The 26,330-nt window shown below is 51.6% G+C and carries 25 protein-coding genes and 1 pseudogene; 14 read left to right on the top strand and 12 right to left on the bottom strand.

Annotated elements, in window-relative coordinates; genetic code table 11:
- The first annotated feature begins 156 nt into the window (after positions 1-156).
- The gene (locus QI197_02965) at positions 157-1,593 is read left to right on the top strand and encodes a DUF87 domain-containing protein (protein ID MDK2372320.1); all 1,437 of its coding nucleotides are present in this window, start codon (positions 157-159) and stop codon (positions 1,591-1,593) included.
- Between the two features lie 9 nt (positions 1,594-1,602).
- On the top strand, positions 1,603-1,998 hold the full coding sequence (locus tag QI197_02960) for a CoA-binding protein (GenBank protein MDK2372319.1): 396 nt from the start codon (positions 1,603-1,605) through the stop codon (positions 1,996-1,998).
- A 1,799-nt stretch (positions 1,999-3,797) separates the two neighbouring features.
- On the opposite strand, the gene QI197_02955 is transcribed toward QI197_02960, so the two are convergent.
- The 3 genes from QI197_02955 to QI197_02945 form a co-directional block, all read right to left on the bottom strand.
- Positions 3,798-4,331: a CPBP family intramembrane metalloprotease gene (locus QI197_02955; GenBank protein ID MDK2372318.1), complete on the bottom strand. Its 534-nt coding sequence runs from the start codon at positions 4,329-4,331 to the stop codon at positions 3,798-3,800.
- 354 nt (positions 4,332-4,685) lie between these two features.
- Positions 4,686-5,267 carry a DUF998 domain-containing protein gene (locus QI197_02950; protein ID MDK2372317.1) on the bottom strand — a complete coding sequence of 194 codons (582 nt, stop codon included), beginning with the start codon at positions 5,265-5,267 and terminating at the stop codon, positions 4,686-4,688.
- A 54-nt stretch (positions 5,268-5,321) separates the two neighbouring features.
- Positions 5,322-5,924: a winged helix-turn-helix transcriptional regulator gene (locus QI197_02945; GenBank protein ID MDK2372316.1), complete on the bottom strand. Its 603-nt coding sequence runs from the start codon at positions 5,922-5,924 to the stop codon at positions 5,322-5,324.
- Between the two features lie 61 nt (positions 5,925-5,985).
- Here QI197_02945 and QI197_02940 point away from each other — a divergent pair, with 61 nt between their 5' ends.
- From QI197_02940 to ilvC, 5 genes are all read left to right on the top strand, one after another.
- Positions 5,986-6,774 (top strand): sulfite exporter TauE/SafE family protein, encoded by a 789-nt coding sequence (locus tag QI197_02940; GenBank protein ID MDK2372315.1) that lies wholly within the window; start codon positions 5,986-5,988, stop codon positions 6,772-6,774.
- Between the two features lie 179 nt (positions 6,775-6,953).
- Complete coding sequence (locus QI197_02935) at positions 6,954-7,421, top strand: PadR family transcriptional regulator (protein MDK2372314.1); 468 nt, start codon at positions 6,954-6,956, stop codon at positions 7,419-7,421.
- 224 nt (positions 7,422-7,645) lie between these two features.
- Positions 7,646-9,370, top strand: a complete 1,725-nt coding sequence (gene ilvB, locus QI197_02930; GenBank protein ID MDK2372313.1) for a biosynthetic-type acetolactate synthase large subunit — start codon at positions 7,646-7,648, stop codon at positions 9,368-9,370.
- Positions 9,371-9,375: 5 nt separating this feature from the next.
- Positions 9,376-9,654 (top strand): hypothetical protein, encoded by a 279-nt coding sequence (locus QI197_02925; protein ID MDK2372312.1) that lies wholly within the window; start codon positions 9,376-9,378, stop codon positions 9,652-9,654.
- A 10-nt stretch (positions 9,655-9,664) separates the two neighbouring features.
- A complete protein-coding gene (gene ilvC / locus QI197_02920) occupies positions 9,665-10,648 on the top strand; it encodes a ketol-acid reductoisomerase (protein MDK2372311.1) in 984 nt (327 codons plus the stop codon).
- A gap of 18 nt (positions 10,649-10,666) precedes the next feature.
- On the opposite strand, the gene QI197_02915 is transcribed toward ilvC, so the two are convergent.
- Both QI197_02915 and QI197_02910 read right to left on the bottom strand, forming a co-directional pair.
- Positions 10,667-10,939 carry a hypothetical protein gene (locus tag QI197_02915; GenBank protein ID MDK2372310.1) on the bottom strand — a complete coding sequence of 91 codons (273 nt, stop codon included), beginning with the start codon at positions 10,937-10,939 and terminating at the stop codon, positions 10,667-10,669.
- 201 nt (positions 10,940-11,140) lie between these two features.
- Positions 11,141-11,503, bottom strand: a pseudogene (locus tag QI197_02910) (pyridoxamine 5'-phosphate oxidase family protein).
- Between the two features lie 361 nt (positions 11,504-11,864).
- On the opposite strand from QI197_02910, the gene QI197_02905 reads away from it, so the two are divergent.
- Positions 11,865-12,347 (top strand): hypothetical protein, encoded by a 483-nt coding sequence (locus tag QI197_02905; protein MDK2372309.1) that lies wholly within the window; start codon positions 11,865-11,867, stop codon positions 12,345-12,347.
- Between the two features lie 2 nt (positions 12,348-12,349).
- A complete protein-coding gene (locus tag QI197_02900) occupies positions 12,350-13,393 on the top strand; it encodes a hypothetical protein (protein MDK2372308.1) in 1,044 nt (347 codons plus the stop codon).
- Here QI197_02900 and QI197_02895 read toward each other — a convergent pair.
- On the bottom strand, positions 13,372-13,605 hold the full coding sequence (locus QI197_02895) for a hypothetical protein (protein MDK2372307.1): 234 nt from the start codon (positions 13,603-13,605) through the stop codon (positions 13,372-13,374). The genes QI197_02900 and QI197_02895 overlap by 22 nt on opposite strands.
- A gap of 49 nt (positions 13,606-13,654) precedes the next feature.
- Complete coding sequence (locus QI197_02890; protein MDK2372306.1) at positions 13,655-13,900, bottom strand: hypothetical protein; 246 nt, start codon at positions 13,898-13,900, stop codon at positions 13,655-13,657.
- Positions 13,901-13,997: 97 nt separating this feature from the next.
- On the opposite strand from QI197_02890, the gene QI197_02885 reads away from it, so the two are divergent.
- The 3 genes from QI197_02885 to QI197_02875 are packed head-to-tail and all read left to right on the top strand — an operon-like array spanning position 13,998 to position 16,815.
- On the top strand, positions 13,998-14,570 hold the full coding sequence (locus QI197_02885) for a hypothetical protein (GenBank protein ID MDK2372305.1): 573 nt from the start codon (positions 13,998-14,000) through the stop codon (positions 14,568-14,570).
- A complete protein-coding gene (locus QI197_02880) occupies positions 14,567-15,151 on the top strand; it encodes a hypothetical protein (GenBank protein ID MDK2372304.1) in 585 nt (194 codons plus the stop codon). Before QI197_02885 ends, QI197_02880 begins: the two co-directional genes overlap by 4 nt.
- 32 nt (positions 15,152-15,183) lie before the next feature.
- Positions 15,184-16,815: a cation:proton antiporter gene (locus tag QI197_02875; GenBank protein MDK2372303.1), complete on the top strand. Its 1,632-nt coding sequence runs from the start codon at positions 15,184-15,186 to the stop codon at positions 16,813-16,815.
- 84 nt (positions 16,816-16,899) lie between these two features.
- Here QI197_02875 and QI197_02870 read toward each other — a convergent pair whose 3' ends face one another.
- Positions 16,900-17,439, bottom strand: coding sequence for a carotenoid biosynthesis protein (locus QI197_02870; GenBank protein ID MDK2372302.1), 540 nt, complete (start codon positions 17,437-17,439; stop codon positions 16,900-16,902).
- 115 nt (positions 17,440-17,554) lie between these two features.
- Positions 17,555-18,253: a hypothetical protein gene (locus QI197_02865; GenBank protein ID MDK2372301.1), complete on the bottom strand. Its 699-nt coding sequence runs from the start codon at positions 18,251-18,253 to the stop codon at positions 17,555-17,557.
- Positions 18,254-18,330: 77 nt separating this feature from the next.
- Between QI197_02865 and QI197_02860 the strand changes: the two genes are divergently transcribed.
- On the top strand, positions 18,331-21,555 hold the full coding sequence (locus QI197_02860; protein ID MDK2372300.1) for a family 10 glycosylhydrolase: 3,225 nt from the start codon (positions 18,331-18,333) through the stop codon (positions 21,553-21,555).
- Between the two features lie 6 nt (positions 21,556-21,561).
- Here the strand turns inward: QI197_02860 and QI197_02855 are convergent, their stop codons facing one another.
- Together QI197_02855 and QI197_02850 are read right to left on the bottom strand one after the other, a co-directional pair.
- Positions 21,562-22,269: a hypothetical protein gene (locus QI197_02855; protein ID MDK2372299.1), complete on the bottom strand. Its 708-nt coding sequence runs from the start codon at positions 22,267-22,269 to the stop codon at positions 21,562-21,564.
- Between the two features lie 4 nt (positions 22,270-22,273).
- Positions 22,274-23,857 (bottom strand): cysteine protease, encoded by a 1,584-nt coding sequence (locus tag QI197_02850; GenBank protein MDK2372298.1) that lies wholly within the window; start codon positions 23,855-23,857, stop codon positions 22,274-22,276.
- A 246-nt stretch (positions 23,858-24,103) separates the two neighbouring features.
- Between QI197_02850 and QI197_02845 the strand changes: the two genes are divergently transcribed.
- Entirely contained in the window at positions 24,104-25,306 is a 1,203-nt protein-coding gene (locus QI197_02845; GenBank protein MDK2372297.1) for a saccharopine dehydrogenase C-terminal domain-containing protein, read from the top strand.
- On the opposite strand, the gene QI197_02840 is transcribed toward QI197_02845, so the two are convergent.
- The gene (locus QI197_02840; protein ID MDK2372296.1) at positions 25,296-26,330 is read right to left on the bottom strand and encodes a M42 family metallopeptidase; all 1,035 of its coding nucleotides are present in this window, start codon (positions 26,328-26,330) and stop codon (positions 25,296-25,298) included. The genes QI197_02845 and QI197_02840 overlap by 11 nt on opposite strands.

The raw sequence follows: 26,330 nt of genomic DNA, 5'->3' as shown, positions 1-26,330 counted from the left end.
GTCGTAGTAACATCTTGACGTATGGTATAACTTAAAATCATTACGCGAAAGCGAAAGTTCACGGACTTAACTTAGAATTATCTAATTTTATTTTATTCATCTGATTTTCTAACTCTGTGCCGGTTCCCTTAAATTTCCGGGGAGTGGTGACCTACGATGGACACGATAGTTCTAGGACGGGAGATCGATAGTGGAGAGGAATTTAGACTGAAAATAGCCGAATTAGTGACGGGAAGGACTGCCGTTATAGCCAAAACGGGTTACGGTAAGTCTTGGACCATAAGGAAGGTGGTTGAGGAGCTGCTGGAGAGAGGTTATCCTGTAGGCATCATAGACCCGGAGGGAGAGCACACCTCCCTAGCTGATGTATTCGACATGCTTATTATATCTCCCGATGGGGACGTAGACCTTACGAGGGCCTCCCCTAGTAGATTAGCTCAGGTGGCCGTCAAGGGAGTCAGCTTCATCCTCGACATGTCCAAGTACAAGCCGGATACCTCTACTAAATTGGCAGCCGGAATCATTGAGGGTCTGATGAAAATAGGAAGCCCGGATGGATTTCTGGTCGTGGTAGATGAGGCCAAGGAGCTAGCTCCTGAGAAGGGAGCTGGCAGCACTCTAGGCAAGGGAGCGATGAGCACTCTAACATGGCTGAATACGCTGGCAACTAGAGGGAGGAAGAAGGGCATAGGGCTCATGTTCTCGACCCAAAGGCCCCAGCTGGTTTCGAAGACCTTGCTCAGTCAGGCGGAGAACAAGATCATCCTGAGGGTAGAGTACATCAGGGACCTGTCCGCTGTGATCCAGTACTTGGGGCTCAGCAAAGACGTGGCCTCGAGGATAAGCAGCCTCGAAAGGGGAGTGGCTTATGTGGAGGGACCGTTCACCTTCAAGCCCGGTTTCGTGAAGGTAGGGGGTGTTAAGAGCGCCCACTTGGGTTCCACTCCGAATCCCAAGCCAAGACCTCCTCCCAGTCTGCAAGAGGTGGTCAGGTTCCTCTCGATCCAGACGGAGATCAACGTCTCCAAGACTGAGGATGCAGGGAGGAAGTTGAAGGATGAGGTGGTAGAAGGGGGGATAGAGGGGGAGAATGGGAGAGGAAAGAGCGAGAAGAGGAGAGTCGTAAGGAAGACTTCCAAATCTAGGGTCAAAGCTAAGGAAAGAGGAACTAAGAGCATTTCAGTCAGATCTCCTGAGATCTGGTCCCTACCTCCGGCCAGACTGAGGTCAGATGTGGTTAAGGGCTTGGTTGAGAGGAGGAATGAAATGAGGGACTTGCTCAGCACCTTAGAGAGTAGGAAGGAGGTCATGGATGAAGCGGTATACCAGATGCTCAAGGAAGAGTACGAGAGGGAGCTTGGTCTATTGGAGGAGGACCTAGATCCCTACAGGACGGAAGCCATGGAGGCGAGCCTCGTACTGGAAGCGGCGATAGAGGACAGGAGGAACATCATGGAGGCACTTTCATCTAGGAGGGTCAACCCCTTGAAGAGGATAGCCGTGAAGTGGAGGATATGGAGGCTCCAAAGAGAGATAAAAGGTCTGGAAAAGAGGCTGAAAATGGTCAGGAGGATCCTAAAGGAGCTCGAGTGAGGTGATCACGTGAATTTGGAGCCTTTTCTTAAGAGGGAGAACACTGTCGCCGTGGTAGGAGCATCTAGAAACCCGAAGAAGTGGGGTTACAGGCTATACCGGTTTTTCAAGAGATACTACAGGAAAGTATATCCGGTGAACCCTAGAGCTGAGGAAATAGATGGTGATAAGGCCTATCCCGATCTGAGAAGTCTACCGGAAAAGCCTGACCTAGTGAATCTCGTTGTTCCCCCCACTGTGGCTAGGGAGGTAGTGAGAGACGCGATACGAATGGGAATAAAGATGATATGGTTTCAACCGGGCTCCGAGGATGAAGAGGTCATCGAAGAGTGCTTGAAAGCTGGGATCAATGTGATATGGGGCAAGTGCTTAATGGAGACCATTAATCATAGTTCCCATAAGTGACGAGCTGTCCATCAACTGGGAGGATTAGGGGGCTCCTTCAGGGGGCTGCGCCAGTTAAGTTAATTCAAGCAGTCTAAGCGTGGGCGATTTTCGAGCGATGCCAGCAAGGGAACCGATCTGACAGAAGGTCAAAATCCTATAGGATATTTAAACAAGAAGGCCGTACAAGGATTGCCAAAGCCGATGAACACTTGAGGAATCAAGTTGTAACGCTCGATCCTGAGAGCTAGTGTTATTATGAAGTTTCGAGGCGTTCCATCAACAGCATCAGCACTAAGGAATGACCACTTCAATGCCAGCCACTACATATTCAGTTGTCGTGAGCTACTCGTTAATGTATCTAATAGTGAAGTCCGCGGTAGCTGCATTACCCACCCTGTATTTCTCTCTATGTAGTGAAAGATCTCGTGGTAATTTCCCTCTATGTAGGGACATAGTTATGGTCAGCAGATCGGTCTTAGAGGAAGCATTGGCGGATTATATCGAACTAAGGCCGCCTGATATGGTGAGAAGAGAAGCCTCCTTGCACCTTTAGAATGAGTGTGAATATGGCTACAACAGTCGTAGGCCCTAGAAGAGCTGGAAAAATCCACCCTTATATTTCAGGCGATCTCTGACTTCCAAGGAGAACCCTAGGGAGGCCATACTCTACGTAAACTTAGAGGATTATAGATTAAGCGAATCGACGTGGAAGGACATAGTTGAGCTATATCTCCTCCATTTGGAGCTTTATCCTAATCTCAACCCCCTGTTGGATTCTCCTAGATAAAGTCCAAAGTGTTGAAGGATGGGAGAGGGCAGTAGGGAACCTCCTCGATAGGGGTAGGGTCGTTACTGGGTCCTCCTCGAAACTCCTCTCGCTCGAGGTGGCAACTCATCTCAGAGGAAGATCCGTAACAGTGAAGGTCTTTCCTTTCTCTTTCAGGGGGTTCCTAGCAGCTAAGGGATTTGAGATGAAGATAAGGGAGCCAGTTTCGTCCTCAATGAAATCAAAGATCCTATCACTCATTAGGGAATATATGGAATGGGGGCTACCCGGAAGCCGTACTAGAGCCGAAGCAGAGGGAAAAGATACTCAGAGAGATATGGGAAGTGACGGTCGCTAGAGATATTGTGGAGAGGTGGAGGGTAAGGAATATTAGGGCCTCAGGGTACTACTGAATGCTATTAGATCCTCTACAAAGCTATCGATACATGCGCTGTACCGTTACCTTAAGTCGATGGGAATCAAGATAAGTAAGACTACCAATATTTAGAGTACTTAAAGGATGCTATGGTCGTTTTCACTCTTCCAAAGTACTCTCCCACGTATAATATGGTTTTGGGAAGCGTCCCAAAGATATACCTAAGTTGATAATGGTTTATACATGGGTAAGGTTGGTAGAGGAAGGCTTTTGGAGGATTTGGTATTCCTCGAGCTCAGGAGGATGGGATATAGGGAAGGAGAGAACCTGTTTTATTGGGAGGATTCCAAAGGAGAGTGGACTTCATCCTAACGGATCGAGCGGGGAGGATCGATAGATGCCTGCAAGTAACTTGGGAGCTGGTTCCGGGAGATTCTGAACAGAGAAAGAGAGCTCGGTTCTTTAGTAAGAGCCAAGGAGAAATTAGCTTGCAAGGTGGTTTCCGTTTTTACGTGAGACCAAGAGGGTAATGAGAAAGGATTTAAGATCATTCCATCTCTGGAAATGAGTCATGGGACTGTGAGGTGGGTTCAGTCATCTGGCATCTTCCGTACTCGCTAGGGGGATGTTATTAACCCCTTTGATGGGAGTGGGTACTCATTCACCAAGCATCTTTCATGCTAAGAGGAACACGGAGAACCCTATCAAGTCCGTCAGAATGTGAGCGATTATCAGAGGGGCCAAGCTCCTTCTCTTCACGAAAGCAAAGCCGTAAGCCAGACCTATGAAGAACACGAAGATCACGTGTATAGGGGATATGTGCCACAGCGCAAAGGCTATGGCTTGGATTAGGATAGCTTTTACCTCTGAAGTGAATCTTCTTAAGCTCTCTATTCCAAACCCCCTCCATATGATCTCCTCGAATATGCCAGCGGTAAATGGAGCTACTAGGAAATTCATGTACTTGGCCCAAGCGGGGATCCTGCTTATCACATCTAGGAACCACTCGTATCCGTAAGGCTGAATGGAGTTCTCCATGAAGAACAGGAGCTCTGCTGCCAGTATCAATGAAGCGATCAGCAATACATCTTCTCTCCTCAGGTCGTATGCTACTCTAGTCTTGGTGAACAGGGCTAGCCCGAAGGAAGCTTGAATCATTATCATGAAGAGGGATTGATAGCTCCATATGAGGACGTAAAGCTCTTTCATAGCTTCTTCCGGGTTCAAAATCCAGAGATGACGTGGTACCATTGAGTATAAAAGAAACGAAGCGATCAAATTGAGCATGAATGGGGCGAAGAGGATTGTAATAATGGTCCTCTTACCCATATGCCCCCGCGATAGCCAGAAGTGGTTCATCACTAATACCCATTTCGATAATTCTGAAACGCAGACGCATCCTGGTTCTACTCTTAGGATGATAGCTGATTCATGTCTAGTCCATCTCACCAGCAGAGAGTTGAATTATCTATTTCTCTTTGAGTTATCCTAAGGAACCTAATCGGATTCGGATGTGAGTTGTCCCCGGAGAAAGAGCCTGGTAGGCCTCTGTGAAAGGGGCACTCATTTTTCTTCCGTGATGTTCAAGTAATGAGGAGTAATCGTGAAGACGGACATTCCGATTATAAGGATCCCAGCGGCCTCAGCAACAGCAGCTGAGGGCCATCTTACCGTCAAATCTACTAATATGGCCAGGATAGGTGCCGAGCCAGATAGGAGGGCCACGAAAATCCCCTTGGCATGTCCATCAACGAGAAGGGCTATGCCCAAGACGGTCAGACCCATGAACGCTTGGACGAAGAACCATGTAGATATAAAAGTGTGAGGCCTCGTCCCTCCGGGGAACACCCCTATTAGAGCCAAGAAGATGGAAGCTGTGAAGAGGAGACCGCTTGAGAAGGATTCCAACTTGCTCTTGGAAGCTCTGAGTATGAACAGGGAGTAAATCAAAAGAAGAAACGCGGAAGCAATCAGCCCATAATTGTAGAGCCACGGACAGCAGGCTCTAGAGACCCCGAAATCGCTGAACGCATCCCTCCAGAAGTCGAACCAAGGATTCATGTACCAGCATACGAATATGGTGGTCAGAGCTACGGCAAGGGAACTAAGGCCCGTAAGCCCCCAGAGCTTGAGGAGTCTCACCATAGCCGGAGGATCCGGTGTCGCGTTATAAAGGGGTTCCCAAGATAAAATGATGGATTAGATTCCATCTCCGTCACGGTAGGCGAAAGCAACCTTCCTGTATCCCACGAAGCTGGGACATCCGAGGCACGATTCCTCTACATACCTCGGACATGAGGAGCATTCCGCACCGCAAGGAGCCGATTCCATATCCATCCGGGGCACCTCTATTGGGAGGTAGGGGTTCACTAGTGGCTCCGCTATTTCCACTATCTCGCTCCTCCTCACCCCCTTGTAGGTCCTGATCATGCAAGTACCCGTTATTGAGTTCAGGACCTCCTCGTTCTCCGCGGCCATGACCGCGATCAAGTTAAGGGAACCCCTCCCCTGAAATAGATGGATTAGTCTCGGGCAGTCCTCAAACCTTCTCGCTATCTCCCTTAGATTCTTAATGGTATCAACTTCCAAGAGCATGATCGCTATTTTGAAACGTAACTTATCGAAATTCAAGGTGACAGCCTGCCTGAGGATACCAGAATCCGTTAACCTCCTCAATCTCCTGCTGATTGCCGTGTGAGATATTCCCAGCAACTTGGCCAGCGAGCTGAGCGGTATCCTCGGATTTTCTGATAAGAGAGTGAGTATCCTCAGATCCCTATCGTCTAGAATCCTCGATCTCATATGTTTCAATATGAAACATCATTCTTATAAAATGCGTTTTAGATTGAATCCGGTGCATGAAATGGATCCGCTCTCCTCCGTGGTCATATTCCTCTTCGGACTACTGGCTGGGGTTGTGGGTGGTCTTCTAGGGATAGGAGGCTGCTCAATCATGCTTCCAGCCCTGTACTTCCTGTTCAACTACGAGCTTCCAGCTGCGATAGGAACGACGATTACTGCAGTGATTATAACGGCGGTATCCGGTAGCATAGCCCATATAAGAATGAAGAACGTCGACTACGGGACAGCCGCTGTTATCACGATCAGCGGAGGAATCGGCGCTCTAGCTGGATCTATGGCCTTTGAGTATTTGGTGGAAAGAGCGAGCGTACTTAACGTGGTAATAGGTCTGGCCTTCGTCTACACATCGTTTAGGATGATCTATGAAGGGGTTAGAAGGGTCTCACCCACCTCGACGGTGTCGGAGAAGAGAATCCCGGGATCCGATGCTCAAAAGGGGGTGTTGGGCTTCTTGATAGGTATATTGACCGGCATCGTCGGGTTGGGCGGAGGCTACGCACTGGTCCCGTCCTTCATATACCTGTTGAAATCCCCGGTTAAGATAGCAGTGGGCACTTCCCTAGCATCATTCATAGCCATGAGCGTGATCTCTGCAGGTTTCAAGATGGTAGCTGGCCACGTAGATCTGTACGCAGCCATGCTGCTAGGGCTAGGGACCGCGATAGGTGCTCAAGGAGGCGCTAAACTGGTGCCTAAGACCCCATCTTGGGCGATAAAGCTTCTCTTTGGCCTAATATTTCTCTATGTATCTCTTAGATTCATCTTAAAAGGCTTCGGCATCCAGATCTGAACTTACCCTATTTTTCCTGCCTATTCCCCTCTGGAAGCCGCGATTTAAAAAAATCCAAGGTGAAAAGAATGGGGATCACATTAGGGTCTTCTTGGCGGATTTCCACTTGGGAAGCTTGAGCAGGCTTGGAAGGAAGAGTGGTCTGACCGCGCGATGAGCGATATATCGAGGAGTATAGAATGGCGAGGAGGCAGAGAGTGAGCGGCTGGCTGCGGATATCCGTCCTAGCTATGCTGGTGAAGGGGCCGATGCACGGTTACGCGATGATAAAGGAGATCGAGAGGATAACTGGCGGTGAGTGGGTCCCCGCCCTCGGATCGCTTTGTCCCACCCTGAATGAGCTGGTAAAGGAGGGGTTGGTGACGGCGAAGGAGGAGAGTATAAAGGGCAGGAAGAGAGTCATCTACAGCATAACTAGGAAGGGAATTGAGTACCTGGTGGAGAGAGCGGATAGTTTGATGTCTAGAGCCATACCATCCATACTAGGGTTCATGGAGAGCCAGATAATCGCGCTTAAGCTGTTGAGTGGCCCAGACGAGTTAGTGAGGAGGCTCGTCTCACATCTAGATTTCCTCAGCGAGAGAATAAGTGAGCTGCGTTCAGATGCTCTGTCACTCCTGTCAAAGGAGAAACGAGATATCTGCTAAATGAGAGATTAGTTTCGTCCTTAAATTCCAATAATCGTGAGAATCAGGGCCCTTACTCTCATCATTCGTAAATGTGATTTCATTGTATAAAGCTGGAGGATATACCTTGTATCTCGAAGATGCAGCAGCTCATGTGTTGCTGAGTAGTAATCTTTATATTTACACGAGGTTCGGAGCCCAAACCTCTATAGGGTGGGATTGTTGATCCAACTAGCAGGTCTCCAGTGAGTGATCGCGTCGTTGACGCGATTGCGTCTCTTTTACCGGAATTAGGTGTGAACACCCTAATGGGTGTGATTGGCGGCTCCATAATGCCTCTCTATGATGCCCTTTACCCGTACAGAGACGAGATTGAGGTTGTCATGTTCAAGCACGAGCAGGGAGCGGCCCACGCAGCAGATGCATACGGGAGAATTGCGAGGAAGCCCGGAGTCATGGTGGCCACATCCGGACCCGGGGCCACGAATCTGGTGACTGGGATAGCGAACGCCTACATGGATTCCTCCCCTGTGATGGCCCTCACTGGGCAAGTAGCCACTGAAGTGTTTGGTAGAGACGCATTCCAAGAAACGGACATGTTTGGCGTCGTGGCCCCCATAACCAAGTTCGTGTACCAAGTTAAGAAGCCTGAAGAGGCCCTACCTGCCGTCGCAACCGCTTACAAGGTCGCCAGCATGGGAAGACCTGGTCCGACCCTCGTAGACCTCCCGAGGGATATTCAGGTGGCTAAGAAGGCGGAGTGGAATGGGGAGCTCATGCCTGTTGACTTCAGCAAATACTTTCCAGTCGAGCCAAGCTTAGAAGATATCAGGGAGGCAGCTGAGCTACTCAAGAAGGCTGAGAGGCCAGTGATACTCGTCGGTGGAGGTGTATACTGGGCCAATGCCTGGGAGGAGGTGCTGAGATTGGCTGAGTACATGCTCTCCCCGGTGGTCACGACGCTCCCAGGGAAGAACTCAGTGCCGTTCAATCACCCCCTAGTGATGGGTCCGGCTGGAATGCATGGTAGAGCTGAGGCTGACGCTGCTCTCGCCAACGCAGACGTGGTACTCGCCGTGGGAACCAGGTTCTCGGACAGGACCGTGGGTAGGTTTGACGAGATGAGGGAGAAGAAGATCATACACATAGATCTGGACGCTAGCGAGCTTGGAAAGAATCTCCCCACAGCCGTAGCTATAAGGGGAGATGCTAAAATCGCACTTAGGATGCTCCTCGACGTCATTAAATCCGTAGAGTCTGAGGGGAGAAAGAAGTACGTTTCATGGCTCCAGCACGTAAGGAGGGAATTTGAGAGGTCGATGAAGGAGTGGGAGAAAGAGTTCAACGGGCTAGTGCCGTGGAGAGTCCTGAAGACCGTCAGGAGATCCGTTCCCAACGATACAATAACGGTCACGGGAGTGGGAGGACACCAGATGTGGGCGGAGATCCACTGGGACGTCCTCGTACCTGGCACATTCGTGACATCAGCTGGGCTGGGGACCATGGGCTTCGGCATCCCTGCCGCGCTGGGGGCGAAGCTCGCTGCTAGGGACAGGCAGGTAGTCTGCATCGACGGCGACGGCTCATTCCAGATGACCTTGAACAACCTCTCACTTGTTAGGGACTACGATCTGCCCTTTATCGAGGTGATCTTCGACAACAGGGCTCTCATGCTGGTGAAGCAGTGGCAGATGTACCTTTACGATAGGAGGATCATCGCCACAGAGTTCAAGGAGAATCCGGACTTCGCCAAGGTGGCTGACGCCTACAACATCGATTACAGGAGGCCTGAGAGCTACGATGATCTCGAGAAGCAGGTGGAATGGGCTGTCAGGAATAACGAGCCCCTCATATTGGATGTTCTTTTGGATAATGAGAAGGATGTGGTCCTACCGTGGGTTCAGCCTGGGAAGTGGCTCACCCAGGCGATACTGCCCCCGGGAATGGATGTGAGCCTCGAGTGGAGGTGATCTGTATGTGGGTCGAGACCAAGTTGTGTGTGAAGGTGTTCGGAGGTCTGGATCAGTTGACTCGCGTTCTGAATATAGCTAGGAGGGGAAAGGTGGTCTACAGGTGCATGGAGGCCAAGTTCGAGGATGGGCATGCTGTGGCCTGTATGGAGCTCGAGGGTAGGGCGGAGGAAGTGGAGTGGGTCATGAAGAAGATGTCCGCCTTGCCGGAAGTGCTGTCGGTGGAGCCGAGGCCGAGGAGGGTGGAGTTCGAGGATCCCCTCACCGAAGTGGTGCTGCCGTGAGGTGATTGGAATGGCTAGGATGTACAGGGACGAGGACGTCAGCCTAGACCCCCTAATGGGGAAGAAGGTGGCGGTCGTCGGCTATGGAATACAGGGCAGGGCGCAAGCTCTGAACCTTAGAGACAGCGGTGTGGACGTGATTGTGGGAGTGAGGAGAGGTAAATCTTGGGAAAGGGCTGAAGGAGAGGGTTTCGAGGTGTATGAGGTGGGAGAAGCCGTCTCCAAGGCGGATGTCATACTATACCTCCTACCTGACATGGTGCAACCCGACGTGTGGATGAACGAGGTGGAGCCCAACCTCAGGGATGGAGCGGTGGTCGACTTCGCACACGGCTTCACCGTGCACTACGGACTTATAAAGCCAAAGAGCAGCGTGGATGTCGTGATGGTGGCCCCGAAGGCTCCGGGTGCGGCCGTGAGGGAAGAGTTCCTCAGGGGTAAGGGGGTACCCGCACTAGTGGCCGTTCAGCAGGACAGCTCGGGAATGGCCCTAGAGTATGCTTTAGCCATAGCCAAGGGAATCGGCGCCACGAGGGCAGGGGTCATAGAGACGACCTTCGCGGAGGAAACGGAGACGGACCTGATAGGTGAGCAGAATGTGCTGGTCGGCGGGTTAATGGAGCTAATTCTGAAGGGCTGGGAGACCTTGGTGGACATGGGCTACCAGCCGGAGGTGGCGTACTTCGAGGCGTTAAACGAGGCTAAGCTGATAATGGACCTGATATGGAGGTACGGCATAAAGGGGATGCTAGAGAGGGTGTCGGTGACCGCTAGGTATGGTGGACTGACCGTCGGACCCAAGGTGCTGGACGACGGGGTCAAGGACAGGATGAGGAGGTACGCTGAGAGAGTGGTCAGCGGCGAGTTCGCGAGGGAGTGGGTGAAGGTCTACAGGAACGGAGGGGGGAGATTCAACGAGCTGATGAGGAGGGTAGAGGAGCATCCCATAGAGGAGGTGGGCCGCCGAGTCAGGAGGCTCATATTCGGGGGATAAAAAGGGATCACAAGGGGGCTAAATCAAGATCTCCTGAGCCCCCATCCATTTTTCCGCCATGCTGTAGCGTGCCCCTCCCTCGTACTTCGATACCTTGAAGATGATCCACTTCGGCGCTAGAGCATCGATCTCTTGGGAAGGTACCTCCACCACCGCTTTGAGGTGTGCAACAGTCGATAGATCGGTTAGAAAGTCCTGTGCTCCCTTCTCAGAGGGGAAAGCTAGCAGGTAGGTGTGTTCCAATCCCTCATCGTTTGAGACTTCCACCTTCACTACACAGTGGTTCGTCAACGCCCCTTCCAAAGAATGCCATTGAAAAACTTTCTGAGGAGAGGGGAGAACCTTTCCCCCATTGCGGGAGGCCACACTAGGGATCGAGAGAGGATCAGGAGAGTAAGCAACTACCAAGAAGTTACTCTCCGCAAAGACGCATCACCTCGCACGGTGTGATCCCATCATTAAAAAAGATTGCTATACGCCCGGAAAATGTGATCATTCGGATTTCTTACCACTCAACTCATCCACTTCTATCCTTATTACGACGACACTAACCAGCCCTTCTTCAGTGAACTGGTACTTGTAGCCGGGCGCAAACCTCTCCACCATGCATTCCGAGGCTTTCCTCTTCTCGTTCAGATCATCAACTACGTAACCCTTCCCCCTCCCCACGACGCTCCTGTATCTTAAGGTCCAAGAACAGGGTCTCCCTTCCGTGACCAACCCGGCATCCATCTCCACCTCGAAGCATATCCTGTTATTCTTCTTCAACACTTCAAGCTTCTTTCCCTCCTTGGCAGAGTGGAGGTATATAGCGCCCTCCTTGTAGCAGTATATCATGGGTAACGCAAATGGATCTGTCGTCTTAGTATAGCGCTATTCTGCAATCAAATGCCCTCCTCAAGATTTCTTCTATCTCTTCCAGATCCTTCCTCCTCACTGGGATCAGTGCTATTTTCCTACTTTTACTAGGTTCTCCAGATGTCTCCCCCAGCGGAATCACCCTGAATGGGATAGGGGGCCTTCAGTCCGCCCGTCAGACCTCATCTTGAGTTGGTTTAAGGAATTATCATCATCGGCCCATTCGACTCCCGAGGAGGACATTTAACGTTTTCTGGAGGATCTGTCGATTGTAATAAAAGCGAACGACAGGTAAACCTTTAATAGGGCTCCCCAGCTCTCATCAATGATGAGAAACCTCCTCGCATTTATGACCCTCATGACCCTCGCAATCCTCTTAGCTCAGTCCTTAACACTGATCCAAGCTTCTTCTCTCACGGGACCCGTAGCTATAGTCTCCAACTCGATCGATATGCCCACTGCTGAGAGAATGAGGTCCGTACTGGAGGCCATGGGGTTCGGGGTGAGGATCTTCTCCCCACAGGAATACAGCGAGGCGCTGGAATACGGTCAGTTCGTCATAGTGTTGGGCGGGCACAAGGCTCCGGAGGGGATAGGCCAGATATCTTCCTCTCTTCTGTCCCCTGAGGAGAAGAGTAAGCTTGAAAGGAAGAACTACGCTTACTACTTCGTCAAGAGAGGCCCTGGAAGGAAACCCGTGGTCGTCGTGGCGGGAAATGATAGGTATGGAACCTACAGGGCAGCCAATACTTTTCTGCTAAAAGGATTGAAGCAAGTGGATGCCTTAATTTCCTCTCCCGGCCCCGTTGTTGTTATAATGGGAACCCCAGCGGGTGGCTGAGCATGACCTCTCACTCCCAAGAGACGGGAGTGGAGAGGCTGGCCCTACTGATGGAGCGCCTGTTGAGGGGAGGAGAAGTCTCACCTAGAGACTTCTCCCCTGAGATAGGTGAGGGGATACTCTGGACCCCGAATATTAAGACATCCCTGACAGAAGCTCTCATACTCTCCGGCCCCCCACTAGTCCCCTTGGAGGGTGACATCCGGAGGATGGAGAGATTGGGAAGGGAAGGTCTGATCCAACCTGTAGCCCCACGCCCACTCGGTGTCGGCAGCAGGTACGCGGTCTCCCCGCTCAGAGATGTGGTCCTCTTTTCCCTAGCTTGGATGCTCCTTAACCGCATCGGATGGGGAGAGAGGATTCCTATAAAGGACATGAGGGAGCTCTACCTGGAATACATGAGGGACTACGCGAGCAGGTGGGGGCCGAGCTCCAAAGAAGCCTTTTACCTCATGTCACTGGGGTTAGAACCCCTCCTTAGCAGGAAGAGCCTGAATGCCCTAGTGAAGTTGATCCTCTACCCCTTCGGGTACGGTGGCACGGCCAAGGGCTTCCTCCCCCTTAGAGCGTCTGATGTGCCCGAAGAGGTCTCATCTAAGATGTTGCGCCTGAGAGAGGGTCTTTGCGTCTATCTCCCTGTTCCCAAGTCTGAGACCTTGGAGTTGCTGAGGTTCGCCCAAGACGTTGGTGAGATTTACGGAGAGCTGAGAGTGAAGGTCTATCTGATCATGAGAAGGCTCTTACGCGCCAAGCTGCCGAGAATCTCTTCTCTTGAGGAGGTTTTGGATCAGCTATCCAATGAGTTAAGAGATTGGAGTCGAAGGAGGAAAATCTCTCTGCTTGGAGCCAAGTTAAGGAGGAGGATTCTAAGGTTTTACGCAATTTACCCGTCAGCTCCTGACCTTTGGATGAGCAAGCAGGGAGAAGGGTCTTTCGAGAGGGTCGGTAGGCCTACGGGAGTCAGTGCCATTCCATGGCCGTTCAAGGAGAGGGGAGTTGCCCTAATTTCATTGGAAACGGATTATCAGGTCAGAGGCGCCTCGTGACAGCCGAATCCCCTGTCGTTCAGCCTACCCAAGTTGTAGAGCATGTCCCTGAGCGCATTCCTGGCCTCCTCCAAGTTAGAGAATTTACCTATCCAGACGGCCGGGAACTTGCCCTCTAAATTTTCCCTTTCCACTACTAGGACCGTGTATCCCTCCTCATCCCTCAGGAGAAATCCTTCAGCCTCGTACTCGTCCACCCTCTCAGCTCCCACGCACACCATGTCTATTTTATCCAGAACATCCAGTTTGGTGAGATTGAGGCTAATTCTCCCTCACCTTCCCAAGTAAGAGGGACAGCGCCCTTCTCAAAGCTCTATCGGACTCCTCCCCCAGCCACCTAGGTCTCTTCATTATCTCCTCGATCTCTTCCATATCCCTCAGCTTCTCGTGAAGCTTCAATCCCAGCCTCCCCTGTCTTCGAAGGCTGCACTCGAGGAAGGTACCTCCGTTCTCCTCTTTGATCTCGCAGATGACGTAAACTCCTTGAGAGACCTCGACCCTAGTCATCTCCACCCGGAAGGTCTGATGTGTGATATATTAAAGGTTGACACGGCTCCCATGTGCGGATGGACTTTTAAGTTCAGCCCCTTCAGAGGAATGGACCATGCTTCTCAGAATACTAGAGGCCATCAAGGGGATCGCTCCAGTTACTAAAGTGTCTAGGGATCCAGAGGATCCCGACCTCTTCATAGTCACCATCCGCTTCCCTAGAGAGGAGATCACCCACATGAAGGAGGTGCTTCGAGAGTCGTACGTTAACGCGGAGAAGAGATACGGGAAAGTCTCCGAGGGGGGAATGGATGAGGAGGGCGTTGACGCTTGGATATATGTTGAGGGCGATCTGAACTCCCTAGATGATTTAGTCGAGGTGGCCAAGAAGAGCGAGGATGTAATAGGTACTTTAGAGCTGAAGGATGATAAATTCGGTGCCCTTATATATCCTAGAGGTTCTCTGAGTGCCTTTTCAATCCATATGGCCTATCTGATATCCAAGGTACTTCCACCTGAGGTGAAGACGTTCTCCCTCATTGGTTACGAGCTTACGAGGGAGTGTGTCGAGGTCTCCGTGTACGTTTCGACCGCTGAGGAATGTTCACCTGAGCATGAGCCTGAGCATGCCCATGAACATGAGCACGAACATGAACACGGGGATGAGGGGGAGGGGGTTATCCCATGAGAGAGTTACTGTCAGTAGCGAGAAGTCTCTGGGAAAGACCAGAGGTGGAGGAGGTCGTGGTGAACTTCACCTCGGCGCGGGTTACCGTGGTGATTAACCCTAGTTATATGGAGAACCTGTTGAGGGAGGCTCTCGAGGAAGCTAAATCTTCTTATGAGGGAATTGGTCATCTGAGGGAGCTCGGGGAATCCGATCTGGAAGACGGTACCTTCGAGCTAAATTTGTCCGTGGAGAGGGGGAGACTCAAGGATCTAGAGTCGCTGGCCAAAAGAAGAGGAGATGAGATAGTCGGATTGGAGATCGAGGAAGGTGAACTCAGAGCTAGGATCCTTCTCAGAAGCGCGTCTGTTGAGAGGGTCCTCAACCCCCTTATGGAAGAGCTGAAAGAACTGAAGTTCATCGTGGAGTTCGCTGGAGCTGAGTTGGAGGTCTCTAAGGCAGCCATATTCGCGCCTCCCCCCGTAGCTTCCGTGTCCAAGGTAGTCAGTAGCGCGCCTGCCTCGCTGTCCATACCGCTCAAGTACAGGGCATACTTAGATCTCTGCATGGAACTGGGTAACCATTATTTATCGGCCATCTAGCTGAATCTACGGGAGTAAAATTGTTGACCGAGGTGGCCCTTCCCCACATACTGTACTTGGCCGTGGTGTCGCTGATAGCCGTGGCCTACAGCAGGATAAGGCCCGTCGTTATACTACCAGCCCTGATGATAGGTTCCCTAGTGGGGAAGGCCCTCGGTCTTGAGATACCAACCCTCTTGGTAAATTTGAGCCCTTTCGCCCTCGCTCTGCTGGTGTTCATAGCTGGTGTCGAATTAGACGTGGATTTCATGAGGAAGGAGAAGGAGAGGCTCCTCCTCTTCATCTTCTTCGAAGCTTCCATCCTACTCACCCTTTACGGGTTCCTGAGGACGGTAATGAACCCAGCCGGCGCTCTCACGCTCACCGCCATAATGATAGCGTCAAACGAGGCTTTCGCATACGAGTACGGTAAAAGCGTCGATAGGGAGCTGGCCAACTATGGGATAGCCATCTCCATCCTAGAGGATTCCTTGGCCGTGTTTCTAGCATCGGTGGGTTACTTCACCTTAGGGCTGGAAGGGCTTTCTAGAGAAGCAGTTTACGGACTCATCGCTTGGAGCATTGTCGTACTAGCCATAACAGTGATCCTAGCGAGGTGGATAGACAGGATAGTGAGGGGGGCTGGTGAGAGCACCAAGCTGCTTACGGTTCTCCTCTACATGTTGATACTCATATCCATATCCGAGTTCCTACATTTACCTGAGGCCCTAGTTGTGTTCATCGGAGCCATATCCATGGCCATACAGGGGATGGACAAGCCTGTGTTCGAGGTGCTCGAGGGACTGATGACCTTGGCCCTCATGGGCTTCGTGATGACGCTGCCTTACGAGGTCCATGTCTTGGAGGCCACCACAGCCGAGATCTTCTGGGTCTACGCGAAGGCGGCCTCGATAGGGTTCACCCTCGCAATATTAGCCTACGTGTTCAGGGCCATCGCCCTGTTCGCGGCGAGCTTCCTCAGCGGTTTGGAGTTCATAAGGGGGATGAGGCTGAGCCTCGTTCTGGCCAATACTGGAGAGTTCGGCTTGCTAGTGCTGGCGACCCTTCTAGCTCAGGGCGTTGAACTCCCTACTGAGCTCGCCCTAGGTGCCATGTTCGCCTACGCGTTCAACCTGACCTTCCTCAACGTGATAAGCAAGAGGGTCGATACGATAGTGAATGCGATAATGCTGAAAACACCCAAGCCCCTGATGGACAGCATACTGAAGATCCACGAAGAGGTGAGCGACCTCATAAACAACCTCATAGCGGACGTGGACTTCAAGTACCACGTCTACCAGCTGGCCCTGGTAATCAGCATAACCTACGTGCTGTCCTTCCTCTTCAACCTCAGGGTGGGTTTCCATCAAGTTATACTCATAGCCCTGTTCTCCTCCATAATGGCGGCTATCTACATAATATTCCAGAGGATGGCCAGCGACATAAGGAGGATAAGCGAGTTGGGCATCTCTTCTGCATTCAGCATCCTGCTTAGAGTGCTCATACTTTACATGACAGTCCTCCCCATGCTCAGCATTGCCGATGAGTTCTTCAGGAGGGGGATCGTGCTAACGTTCTCTAATCCCCTGTCTTTCATATCGGTAATCCTGCTTTCGGTGGGAATAGTGATGGGGTCTGACAAACTCATATCGAAGTTCAGGAGTGCGGTGAGGCCCGTTGAGTGATTTTATACATCCCTACCAGCAGGATTACAGCTAGAGAGAGCGAGATCACGACAGCAAGGATCGATTCTGTCCCGGATAATAGCATTATGGGGAAGAAGCTAGCGAGATAAGGCGCGTAGACTTGTCTAGAGCGCCATACTGGATTGACGAACCAGCCAATTGCTCGAATACGCTGAGGGCCAGGGCTGACGTGACGAACCACCCTAGGAAGTTCGATAACGGGATACCAAACCATGGGCCGCCTGATTTCCATATCCATACTCCGCGATCTACCATGACTGGATCCACGGCCATGTCCAGTACCACCATGAGCAGGGAGGTGAAAACGATCCTCCAATTTCTCTTAGCTATGGGCAGGGATGCTAGGTAAGCCGTATAAAGGTAGAGGCCCCAAGCCAGCGCTATAGGAATAGGCACGCCCCATAAACTCACCCCTTCGAAGGACAGATAGCTGTATTTCCCGAAGGGAATCCCGTAATGAATTCCTATCAGCTCCATGAAGAAGCCCACGAGGCATCCAGACAGGAATAAAGCGGGCGCGCTTCTCCACTCGGATGATGCAAGGGCCAGAGAGATTATTAGGGAAATTGTCAGGGTCATGTCAGCTTCTCTCCTAGACCCCAAAAGGAACATCAGTCCATTTAACAGATATCCCAAAGTGAGAATGATTATAGATACTCTAAAGCGTCTGATGAACATCACATAAGCAGTACCTGTTCGCGGCTTATCCGCCTTTCGCTCAACCAACCATGGCCGAGACCGCGAGCGTGAGGCAGGACCTCGCAAGTTCGATGAACCCAAAGGTCCTAACCCTGACCTTGGAGGATAGCCCTGCGATCTCCTGAAGCAGCCTGCTGGATATGTCAACTAGAATTACGGTTGCAAGGGCTAGAGACGGTAAAGTGATCGAGATAAGAATTGCTCCAGCCACTATTCCCGAGAGGAGGGCCTTTAAATCATAACCTAGGACCCTTATTGACGCGTGACTAGTAGCCATGATCGAGTAGAGGGGTGGTATCATCAAATAGGCTAGATCAAGTTCACCCCCTGAGATCATCAGGATTGGTGAGTGCATTGCCACAGCTGCGGAACCCGCTATTGTAGATCCATATGTGATCTCCCTACCGGTAGAAGTGGATAGAAGAATAATCACGACGAAGGGAACCGTAATGAGACCCAAGAAGAGGACTATTGGATTTACAGGGAGCAGGGGGATATAGAAGATGAGGACCACTGACAGCTGCTTAATAAGTTTCTTGATCCTCCTGCTGGCTATTAGGTGTAGGATCTCATCTGATAAGAGGAGGAGTGCTATTGAACCAGCTAGTGACGATAGGACGAGCAGGTCCCACGTTCTAACCTTTAGGAGGGCGTAGATCAGGGTAGCCAGCCATAGAGACAGCAATCCACTTTCTTTAGGAACCCTCAGGGCCCGCATGCTCCTCACCCACATTGAATTACAATTGTTATATCACACCCGTAACTCGTTAATATAATGATGACGCACCTCCGCCTGTGAGCTCGAAGTACGCTCTAACCTTAGCTCTCCTCACGCTCGCCCTTCATGTACAGATCGGAATTTCCACTAACAAGGTGAAGAGTTTAGAGTTGGGAGTCTATGATCCATGTACCGACCCATCCTGCGATCCATCCTTGATGCTCCGAAAGCTCAAGGATGTGGGGGCCAACGCCATACTAGTTACCTTAGTTGACGGAGAGGGGTACGCCCTGTACCCATCTAACTTGCTTCCGGTAAGGGATGAAATGGTAGATATTACCCTCAGAACTATTAAGGAGGCAAAGAAACTTGGGATGAGGGTTTATGGATGGGTGAATATCCCACATGAGATGTGGTTGAAGAAGCATCCTGAGTGGATAGCCGTTCTGTCCAACGGCAGACCTTCCGATTTTTACTCCTCCGATTACTTCCACAGGATAGTCCCTCCATCGAGGATAGTGAGGGAAAGAGAATGCATTGATCTATTGAGAGGTGTGGCGAGAGAGGTGGCTGCCTTGGGTGTCGACGGCATTGACATCAACGACAACTTCCAGTTCTCCGATGTCTACTTGGAAAGAGAGGATCAATCCCTTCTGACGAGCTACGATGAGTTTACCGTGAGAGCGTTCGAGAGAGATACCGGTGTGACGGTTAAGGGGGACTCTCCGGAAGGGTGGGCGTCGTTCATCGAGGGAAACGACCAGATAAGGGGGAAATGGATGGAGTGGAGGGCCAAGCAGGTTACAGAACTGATCAGGATTATCACCTCAGCAGCCAGACAGGTGAGGCCTAGCATAGAGGTGAGACCCCACCTCCTGATATGGGATCCTTTGGAGACATATGGAATAGACTTCTCCGGTATAGCGGCAGTGACGGGGACCCTCTACGTGATGATCCCATCCAGTGAGAGCAGGTTGAGGCACTTCAAAACTGTGTGGAGGGCCCGTCAAGTAGCCAGTAAGGTGGTAGCATCCACCTATCTTTCAGACCTGCCGGAGTTGAGCGAGGAGGAGGCTAGGAAAAGGGCCCTCTGGATAGCATCCGCCGGAGCAGACGGCATATACATCTTCTGGGAGGGCGTGGGTGAGGAGAGATATGGGCTGATGAGAGTTATATTCGATGAATTCAGGAGGGCCAAGGATTACCAAGCCCCGAATTGGTTGAAGGGAGCACGTGTGGTCTCAGTATATACTGAATCTCCTGATGTCGATATCTCTATCCTGAGGGATCAGGGGGTGTCTTTGGTGGAGCTGGATGTAGGGCTCAGTTCGTGCGACATGCTGTATAGGGACTTCTCCAAGGCATTAGAGACCGTGAAAGTCATCACCAGAGAGGCCCACTCCTTGGGTATGAGGGTGGTGGTTTACGTTCCCGCTCTGGAGGTTGTTTGTGACGAGCCTATCCATAAGGAATGGGCCCAAGTTTCCTTGGATGGAAGGAGGCTGGTGATTACTGGGGAGGAGCTGGATGTGCCGTGGGTGGAGGGAGGTGAATTCGATCTTTGGATGTCCCCCCTGTCGCCTCACAGAGAGATCCTGATTGACAGGGTCAGGAAGTTGATGGAAGTGGCCGACGGTGTCTGGCTAGATGTTCCTCATCTCCCCGAGTATTTAACAGAGGAGATGAGTGGTCTGTGGCCCGACGCTTCCGATTGGGGAAAGGAAGGATTCGAAGAGGAATACTGGGTGTCTTCCCCAAGCTCCACGGATGACCCCTCGTTCCCACTGTGGTTGAGGTGGAGGCATGACATGGCGCTCGACTTCGTTCTCGCCATTGCTGAAGAGTCCTTCTCTCTCGGCAAGCCCCTCTTGGTGGGGAGTTCCGCCTGCGATGCTGGGGCCACGGAGCTGGGATTCGACCAGGTGTTCCTACGATACAATCCGATAATTGTCCTAGTCCCTGAGATTGGCCCTCCAACATGGGAGGCGGGTCTCTCCAATTCCAGCCTCTCTGAATGGGTCCACTTTTACGCAATGCTGAAGCATGCGAGAGGATCCGTCCGAGATGGTGTCATCATCCCCCTGACCTACGGGAGGGATGCTTCTGATTCCGCCAAGCAACTCGGGCTCCTACTCCCGCTGGCCAACGGCTTCTTCGAGACCAACTCTAATGGACTGATGACGGGGAGTGTGGGTGTCGAATTCAGGAAACGGGCCTTCTGGTTGGTGGAGATGCTCTCGGGGATTGAGAGGAGTACGAGGAACAGGGTTGGGGTGCTCTTCTCCTCCTTTACGAGGGACTTCGTGGACACATACATAGCGGACCCTTACGACGTAGAGGGGACAATCCACATAAGGACCTTCAGGGAGGTAGTCAGGGCCTTGGCCGAGGAACATATTCAATTCGACGTGATCCCCATTGAGATGGCCTCCCAGTCGGAGCTATCCCAGTACGATGTGCTCATCGCTCCTGAGTTGAGGGTCCTCAGTCGCGAGGCTAGGAGCATCTTGACCTCATACAGGGGCAAACTCCTAGTCGTGGGGAAGCTTGGTGTCCTTGACGAGAGTGGTGGGGATGTTAAGGAGCTGGGAGTTGGCGCGAGGATAGACATTGAATCCTTGCCCACATTCGTTCGAGCTCAAGCGGGGATCCCAAGGGGGATCCTAATGGATGGATTCGGAGATAAGTGCGAGGTGCTCTCTCTAGTGAATATTGAGGGTGTAAAGGGGAAGATAGGCGTACCAAGGGGATGGGTCCTCTACTTTGATTCGCTCACGGTGAAGCCAGCTTCCGATCATGTTGACGCTCCTGATACCTTCCTGCTCGTTTTCGTAGGAGATGAGGGTGGTTACTCCAAGCCAAAAAGGGCAGCCATCACGGCTTCCGGGGTAGATAGGTTCCTTAACGCTGATATAATATCCAAAATCGATGTCCCCTTCACCTCCTCAGGGACCGTCATAAGGCTGGGTGGGCCCGCCGTTGATCCGAGCTGGTTGAGCGGTGAGGATTTCGAATTCATTCAACGTGGTGGCGTGTTCGTGGGTATAAGGGTCGGCAATCGGACCTACACATCCAGTTTCGGAGATACAGATTACTCGTTAATAGAGAGAACGAAATGCGGTAACTTCACCTTTTACAAGGTAGCTGGCGTGACAAGATATGGAACTAGAGCGGGATTGCTCTGGTTAGTGAATAAAGGGGTCAGTAATAGATTGACTCTCCTCGAGTGGAAGGATGATGGTGATGGTACTGTGGAACTGAGTGAAATAAAGGAGGTAGTGAGGTTGGGTACAGGAGGGTGAGAACCGTCAACTCTTCCTCCTCTTTAACATCTTTGGAAGACCCAGCAACCCCTCTTTCGGCACTAAGTTCAGTACTAGGAGAATTATCAAGATTCCCAAGATACCGATGAGGATCGGATTCCCACCTAATCCATTCGAGGGAAGTCTGTAATAGATCCTGGTGTAGCCTCCCTCGGTGGTCACAGACACATCGCTAGCCGACTCGGGGAGGTGGACGGTAATCACCATGTTCTTCTTCCCGCCCAAGGGAAGGGGGAAAGTTTTGCTGAAGACCAGGGTATTTCCGGCTCTGGTTGTCAGTTTCGCATCTCCCTCTATGGAGAAAACCCACTTGTCCATTTTCTTAGCGGTCATCCCTAGTGCCACGTAGCTCGCTGTCACCCTCCTGTTGGCATCGTCGAAATTCACTGTTAGGTTCTCGAGTTCTACATCCGCCTTATCCATCTCTATAAACCTCTTGAACAGGAAGGTTAGGGGATACTGCTGCTTCAAGACAAGATAACCAGTTGCAGTGGCTTTAACCACCTCATTGACCTTGACTAGGCCGTTCTCCAGTACGGTCATGTTCAGCAGGTCATCCATCTCCACCTTTACCGGAAGCTCTATTCCCTTGACAGGTTGGCCCAAGGCTATGGGCTGGGCTTCCAACTGAGGTAGACCATACAGGAAGAGCGAAATCATGATCAGAAACAATAGCTTTAGTTTGACCCTCATACCCTCATCCCCCCGCTATCATAGGATAGAACGTGCCTATCACCCTCTCCCAGACGGTACTTGCCGTCCCATCGTCCCAGTAGCGTTTCTCCGCTTGGAAGGATAGGTGTATCCCCACTCCCTTGCAGAGGATGTATATCTCATTGCTCATCCACGGCTGGCCCTCGTATTCCCAAGCATAGGACGCCACCACGTAGGGACAGGTGCCCATCTGGCCCTGCTGCATTCCCATCCTCTGCTCTTCGTACAGGGACTCGATGTACGAGATGTAATCGCTCAAAGATCCTTGGAAGGGAGTCCACGATATATAGAGGAACATCCCCTCGTCTTCTGGGTAGGCCCAGCTTATGTAGCTCCCCTCATCGTCCGTACCGCTGTCCTCCCTCCAAGATGATGGGTAGCTTATGGAGAAGTAATTGTTGGAATAGGACCTGAGTTCTCCACCCAGCTTGTTGATAACTGCAAGTAGCTTTTGCTTGATCCCCTTCCTCTCAAGTATATCCGATGGCAAGGGAGGCAGTTCTGGTGGGGTTACTCCAGAAGCTTGCCACACCTTGATGCTTATTGGGATATAAGGCCCCTTGCTGAATTTCTGCTGCCAGTTGTACACCGCCGTTTGCACGGCTTGCTTGAATGTGGCGCCTTGATTCAGAGTTGTGGTCTCGATAGGTATCATCGCCCCGCTCTTCGGCAGCCTAACGATGGGGAAAGCATGACCTGGTACCAGCATTATGTAGACATCTGTAAGCCCCTGCGCTGCCACTAAGCTTGCGTACATTATCGCTAGATCTATGCAGGTCCCTTCTCCATCTAGGATAGTGTCCCTGGGGAATTTTACGTACTGTGCGTATTTCCCGGTCCAGAAACCCTCTGGTTCAGTTTTATAGGTCGTTCCTCTTATCAAAAGGGCCTGCCATATCCCCTGCATTGTTTTTAGTGCCCCTTCATCAGATAGAGATGCTCCTGCGCCTCCAGCTAGCTTGTTCCCCAAGTCAGAGAATTCCCTAACTACAGGATCGGTCGGAGTTACCCAAGCGGCCAAAAGAGGAGCGTTGCTGAACACATCAGGGAATGTGAGCAGGGATTCCTCGGCCGGTATTGAAGAGTATACTATGTCATGAACTCCTAGGATCTCTATATCCTTGCTCTGAACTACCTCCTCAGTCCTCCCACCCTTATCGTAAGTGACCTTTATGTACAGCTTGGTGGGGACCGGGGAAGTGAGCTCCGCCACCTTTTTCGGTAGCTTAGGGTAGTAGGCATCTACCACGGCGCCTCCTGGTGGTATCTCGTCGTATTTAATGGGAGTCGACCAAGAGGTGTACCCCTCTATGTAGTAACTCACCTTGACGTTCCTCACGGGCACATCACCCGTGTTCTTCAGAACTGTCTTGGCGACCCAGAATTTCAGGCTCGGTCTTCCATACACTTTGTAGGCCGCTGATATTATCTGCTCCTTATAATGCACCTTGATGTCCAGTTTCGGCTCTCCACCCAGTGCGGCCGAGCCAGTGAAGGTCAGGACACCGACAGCAACTATTAAGGCAATAAGAACTAGGTTAACTAGGTTTTTTCCAGAGAGCGACATAAGCACCCGGCCAATCAGGCGATCGTTTAATAAAAGTTTACGCTGTTTGATGGCGTACGTCATTATAATCATTTAAATTTTTATGGTACACGCGCGAAATTATAAAGTAGGCTCTCCCTTTTCCGCGCTTTGTAATCCGAACTCATCGATCTAGAAGCGCGGATCGAAAATTTGAGATCCTGAGCGCTGCCGTCCTGAAGTAAAAATCGTTTAATTATTTGATGAACAGCATGTGTTAGAAGCGCGATGAGAATTGCGGTTATAGGAGCCGGTATTATGGGGAGAGCAGCAGTGCTGGACCTAGCTGATGATTCAATGAGCCCGGATGTCGAGTCCGTACTAGTTGCTGATATAGACGGTGATAAGGCGCGCAGTGTCGCGGATGAGGCGAGCACTTTAACCAAGTACAAGGAGGTGAGGCATGCCAAGCTGGATGCCACGAAGCTTGATGAGGTGATATCCTCTCTCAAAGGGTTCAAGGCAGACGTGGTCATCGATGCAGCTCTCTATACAACCATACCGGTCGTCATGAGAGCTGCTTTAGAGGCGGGAGTCCACTATCTGGACTTGGGAGATGACGTAGAGACACTATTGGCCCAGAGGGAAATGGACCATCAGTTCAAGAGCAAAGGTCTAATTGCTCTATTGGAGATGGGCGGGAGCCCGGGGCTCATAAACGTGATGGCTGCTAAGGCCGTTAAGGAACTCGACAGGGTTGATACGCTTCTCTTGAGGGAGGGGTGGGTAGATCTAAACGATTACGATTCGATGGGCGTGCCGCTCCCCGTTCCATACTCCCTGGACACGATATTCGATGAAATGGATCAACCTGTAGAAGTGTGGAGGGACGGCAGTATCGAGCTGGTTGCCCCCTTCTCTGGCAGGGAGGTTATGTCCTTCCCCCCACCAGTTGGAGAGCAGGAGCTATACTATGTCGAGCATCCTGAGGTTTATTCCCTTGGCGAGACCTTCAAGAGTAAGGGATTGAGGTTAGTCGACTACAAGCTCTCCTTCCCCAGAGACCTCTTTCTGAAGTACAAGCTGCTCCACGACCTAGGATTGACGTCTGACCGACCAATAAGGTTGGGGAATGTGAGCGTGGTCCCGAGAGATATAATCAGGGAGTTGATTCTCGGCTCTTTAAGGGGGAAGAGATTCAAGCCAAACGATCATGATGTGATGTTGGTTGTTGCTAGGGGTTGGAGAGGGGGTGTTAAGGCGGAGATCTTGATGGAGGCCCTGATAAGCTGGAGTGAGAGATGGAATGTGAGCGCTCAGGCCCTGCTCGTGGGAAGTCCCGCCTCCTTGGCGGCTCAGTGGGTCGGGCTGGGGATCCTGAGCCTGCCCGGCGTTCACTATCCAGAGGAGATCATCGATCCAAGACCCTTCTTGGATGAGATGAAGAAGAGGAGGATGGAATTTCGAGAAAAAATCCTTCTCAATATCTAGGTTCCGGTGGTGATCCCACTAGATCAGTCATCAGCTTTACCGTGTTTTCTACGTCCTCGACCCGGGCGAGGCTGGAGGGCGTGTGGATATATCTAGCTGGGACCGATACTATCCCAACGGGTGTTCCCTTCCCCCCAACGCTTATGGCAGCTGCATCGGTCCCGCTCGTCGGAGAGAGCTGCAGCTGGTAGGGTATGCCGAGCTCCTCCGCCCTAGATACCATTTCCTCGAGGAGCCACCTCTGGACGATCACGGTCCTATCCATCACCCTCAGGGCTGGTCCCTTGCCCAACTCGGTGACGTACTTGTGGGCTGGGACTCCCGGTACATCGGACGCTATAGTCCCCTCGAGCACGAATGCCAGATCCGGCTGGACCCTGTTCACCGCGACCGTCGCTCCCCTCATCCCCCTCTCCTCTTGGGAGGTGAACACCCCGTAGACCGTCATATCTGGGTCATCCACCCCCTTTAGGGACTCGGCCAGTACGAGGCAACCCAGCCTGTCATCCAGTGCCTTCCCTATCAACACACCCGTGTCCTCTTGATGGATGAAGGGGACGTCGAAGGTCACGGGAGTTCCGGGCCTGACACCCAGTTCTTCCAGCTGCTCCCTGTTGGTAGCCCCAACATCGATGTAGAGGTCCTCTATCTTTGGGGGCTCCTCCTTCCCCATGTGAACAGGTAGTGTTCCTATAACTCCCCTGAGCTTCTTCCTCCCATGCACTAGCACTCTCTGAGATAGGAGCTGGGCCGGATTTAGTCCCCCCAAGTTAGTGACCCTGAGAAACCCATCGGGCTCCAAGTACCTGACCATGAGAGCCACCTCATCCATGTGGGCAGCAATCATCAGCTTCCTCTCGCTCTTACCCCTCTTCACTGCGTATAGATTCCCGAAAGGATCGGTGAACAGCTGATCGACGCTTTCCCTGAGTTCATCTATCAGGAGATCCCGAACCTCGTCCTCAAAGCCGGGAGGGCCAGCTGCGACCGACAGTTTCTCCAAAAGATCAATCCACTCCGACAT

The organism is Thermoproteota archaeon, assembly GCA_030130125.1.
In the GTDB taxonomy this organism is placed as follows: domain Archaea; phylum Korarchaeota; class Korarchaeia; order Korarchaeales; family Korarchaeaceae; genus Korarchaeum.
This window is presented reverse-complemented; position numbering and strand designations above follow the sequence as displayed.

Bases quoted from the DNA above. Each gene is read 5' to 3' on its own strand.
- QI197_02965 (MDK2372320.1), top strand. From the start codon at position 157: ATGGACACGATAGTTCTAGGACGGGAGATCGATAGTGGAGAGGAATTT.
- QI197_02955 (MDK2372318.1), bottom strand. From the start codon at position 4,331: ATGAAAGAGCTTTACGTCCTCATATGGAGCTATCAATCCCTCTTCATG.
- QI197_02950 (MDK2372317.1), bottom strand. From the start codon at position 5,267: ATGGTGAGACTCCTCAAGCTCTGGGGGCTTACGGGCCTTAGTTCCCTT.
- QI197_02945 (MDK2372316.1), bottom strand. From the start codon at position 5,924: ATGAGATCGAGGATTCTAGACGATAGGGATCTGAGGATACTCACTCTC.
- QI197_02940 (MDK2372315.1), top strand. From the start codon at position 5,986: ATGGATCCGCTCTCCTCCGTGGTCATATTCCTCTTCGGACTACTGGCT.
- QI197_02935 (MDK2372314.1), top strand. From the start codon at position 6,954: ATGGCGAGGAGGCAGAGAGTGAGCGGCTGGCTGCGGATATCCGTCCTA.
- QI197_02925 (MDK2372312.1), top strand. From the start codon at position 9,376: ATGTGGGTCGAGACCAAGTTGTGTGTGAAGGTGTTCGGAGGTCTGGAT.
- ilvC (MDK2372311.1), top strand. From the start codon at position 9,665: ATGGCTAGGATGTACAGGGACGAGGACGTCAGCCTAGACCCCCTAATG.
- QI197_02905 (MDK2372309.1), top strand. From the start codon at position 11,865: ATGACCCTCGCAATCCTCTTAGCTCAGTCCTTAACACTGATCCAAGCT.
- QI197_02900 (MDK2372308.1), top strand. From the start codon at position 12,350: ATGACCTCTCACTCCCAAGAGACGGGAGTGGAGAGGCTGGCCCTACTG.
- QI197_02890 (MDK2372306.1), bottom strand. From the start codon at position 13,900: ATGACTAGGGTCGAGGTCTCTCAAGGAGTTTACGTCATCTGCGAGATC.
- QI197_02885 (MDK2372305.1), top strand. From the start codon at position 13,998: ATGCTTCTCAGAATACTAGAGGCCATCAAGGGGATCGCTCCAGTTACT.
- QI197_02880 (MDK2372304.1), top strand. From the start codon at position 14,567: ATGAGAGAGTTACTGTCAGTAGCGAGAAGTCTCTGGGAAAGACCAGAG.
- QI197_02865 (MDK2372301.1), bottom strand. From the start codon at position 18,253: ATGCGGGCCCTGAGGGTTCCTAAAGAAAGTGGATTGCTGTCTCTATGG.
- QI197_02855 (MDK2372299.1), bottom strand. From the start codon at position 22,269: ATGAGGGTCAAACTAAAGCTATTGTTTCTGATCATGATTTCGCTCTTC.
- QI197_02850 (MDK2372298.1), bottom strand. From the start codon at position 23,857: ATGTCGCTCTCTGGAAAAAACCTAGTTAACCTAGTTCTTATTGCCTTA.
- QI197_02845 (MDK2372297.1), top strand. From the start codon at position 24,104: ATGAGAATTGCGGTTATAGGAGCCGGTATTATGGGGAGAGCAGCAGTG.
- QI197_02840 (MDK2372296.1), bottom strand. From the start codon at position 26,330: ATGTCGGAGTGGATTGATCTTTTGGAGAAACTGTCGGTCGCAGCTGGC.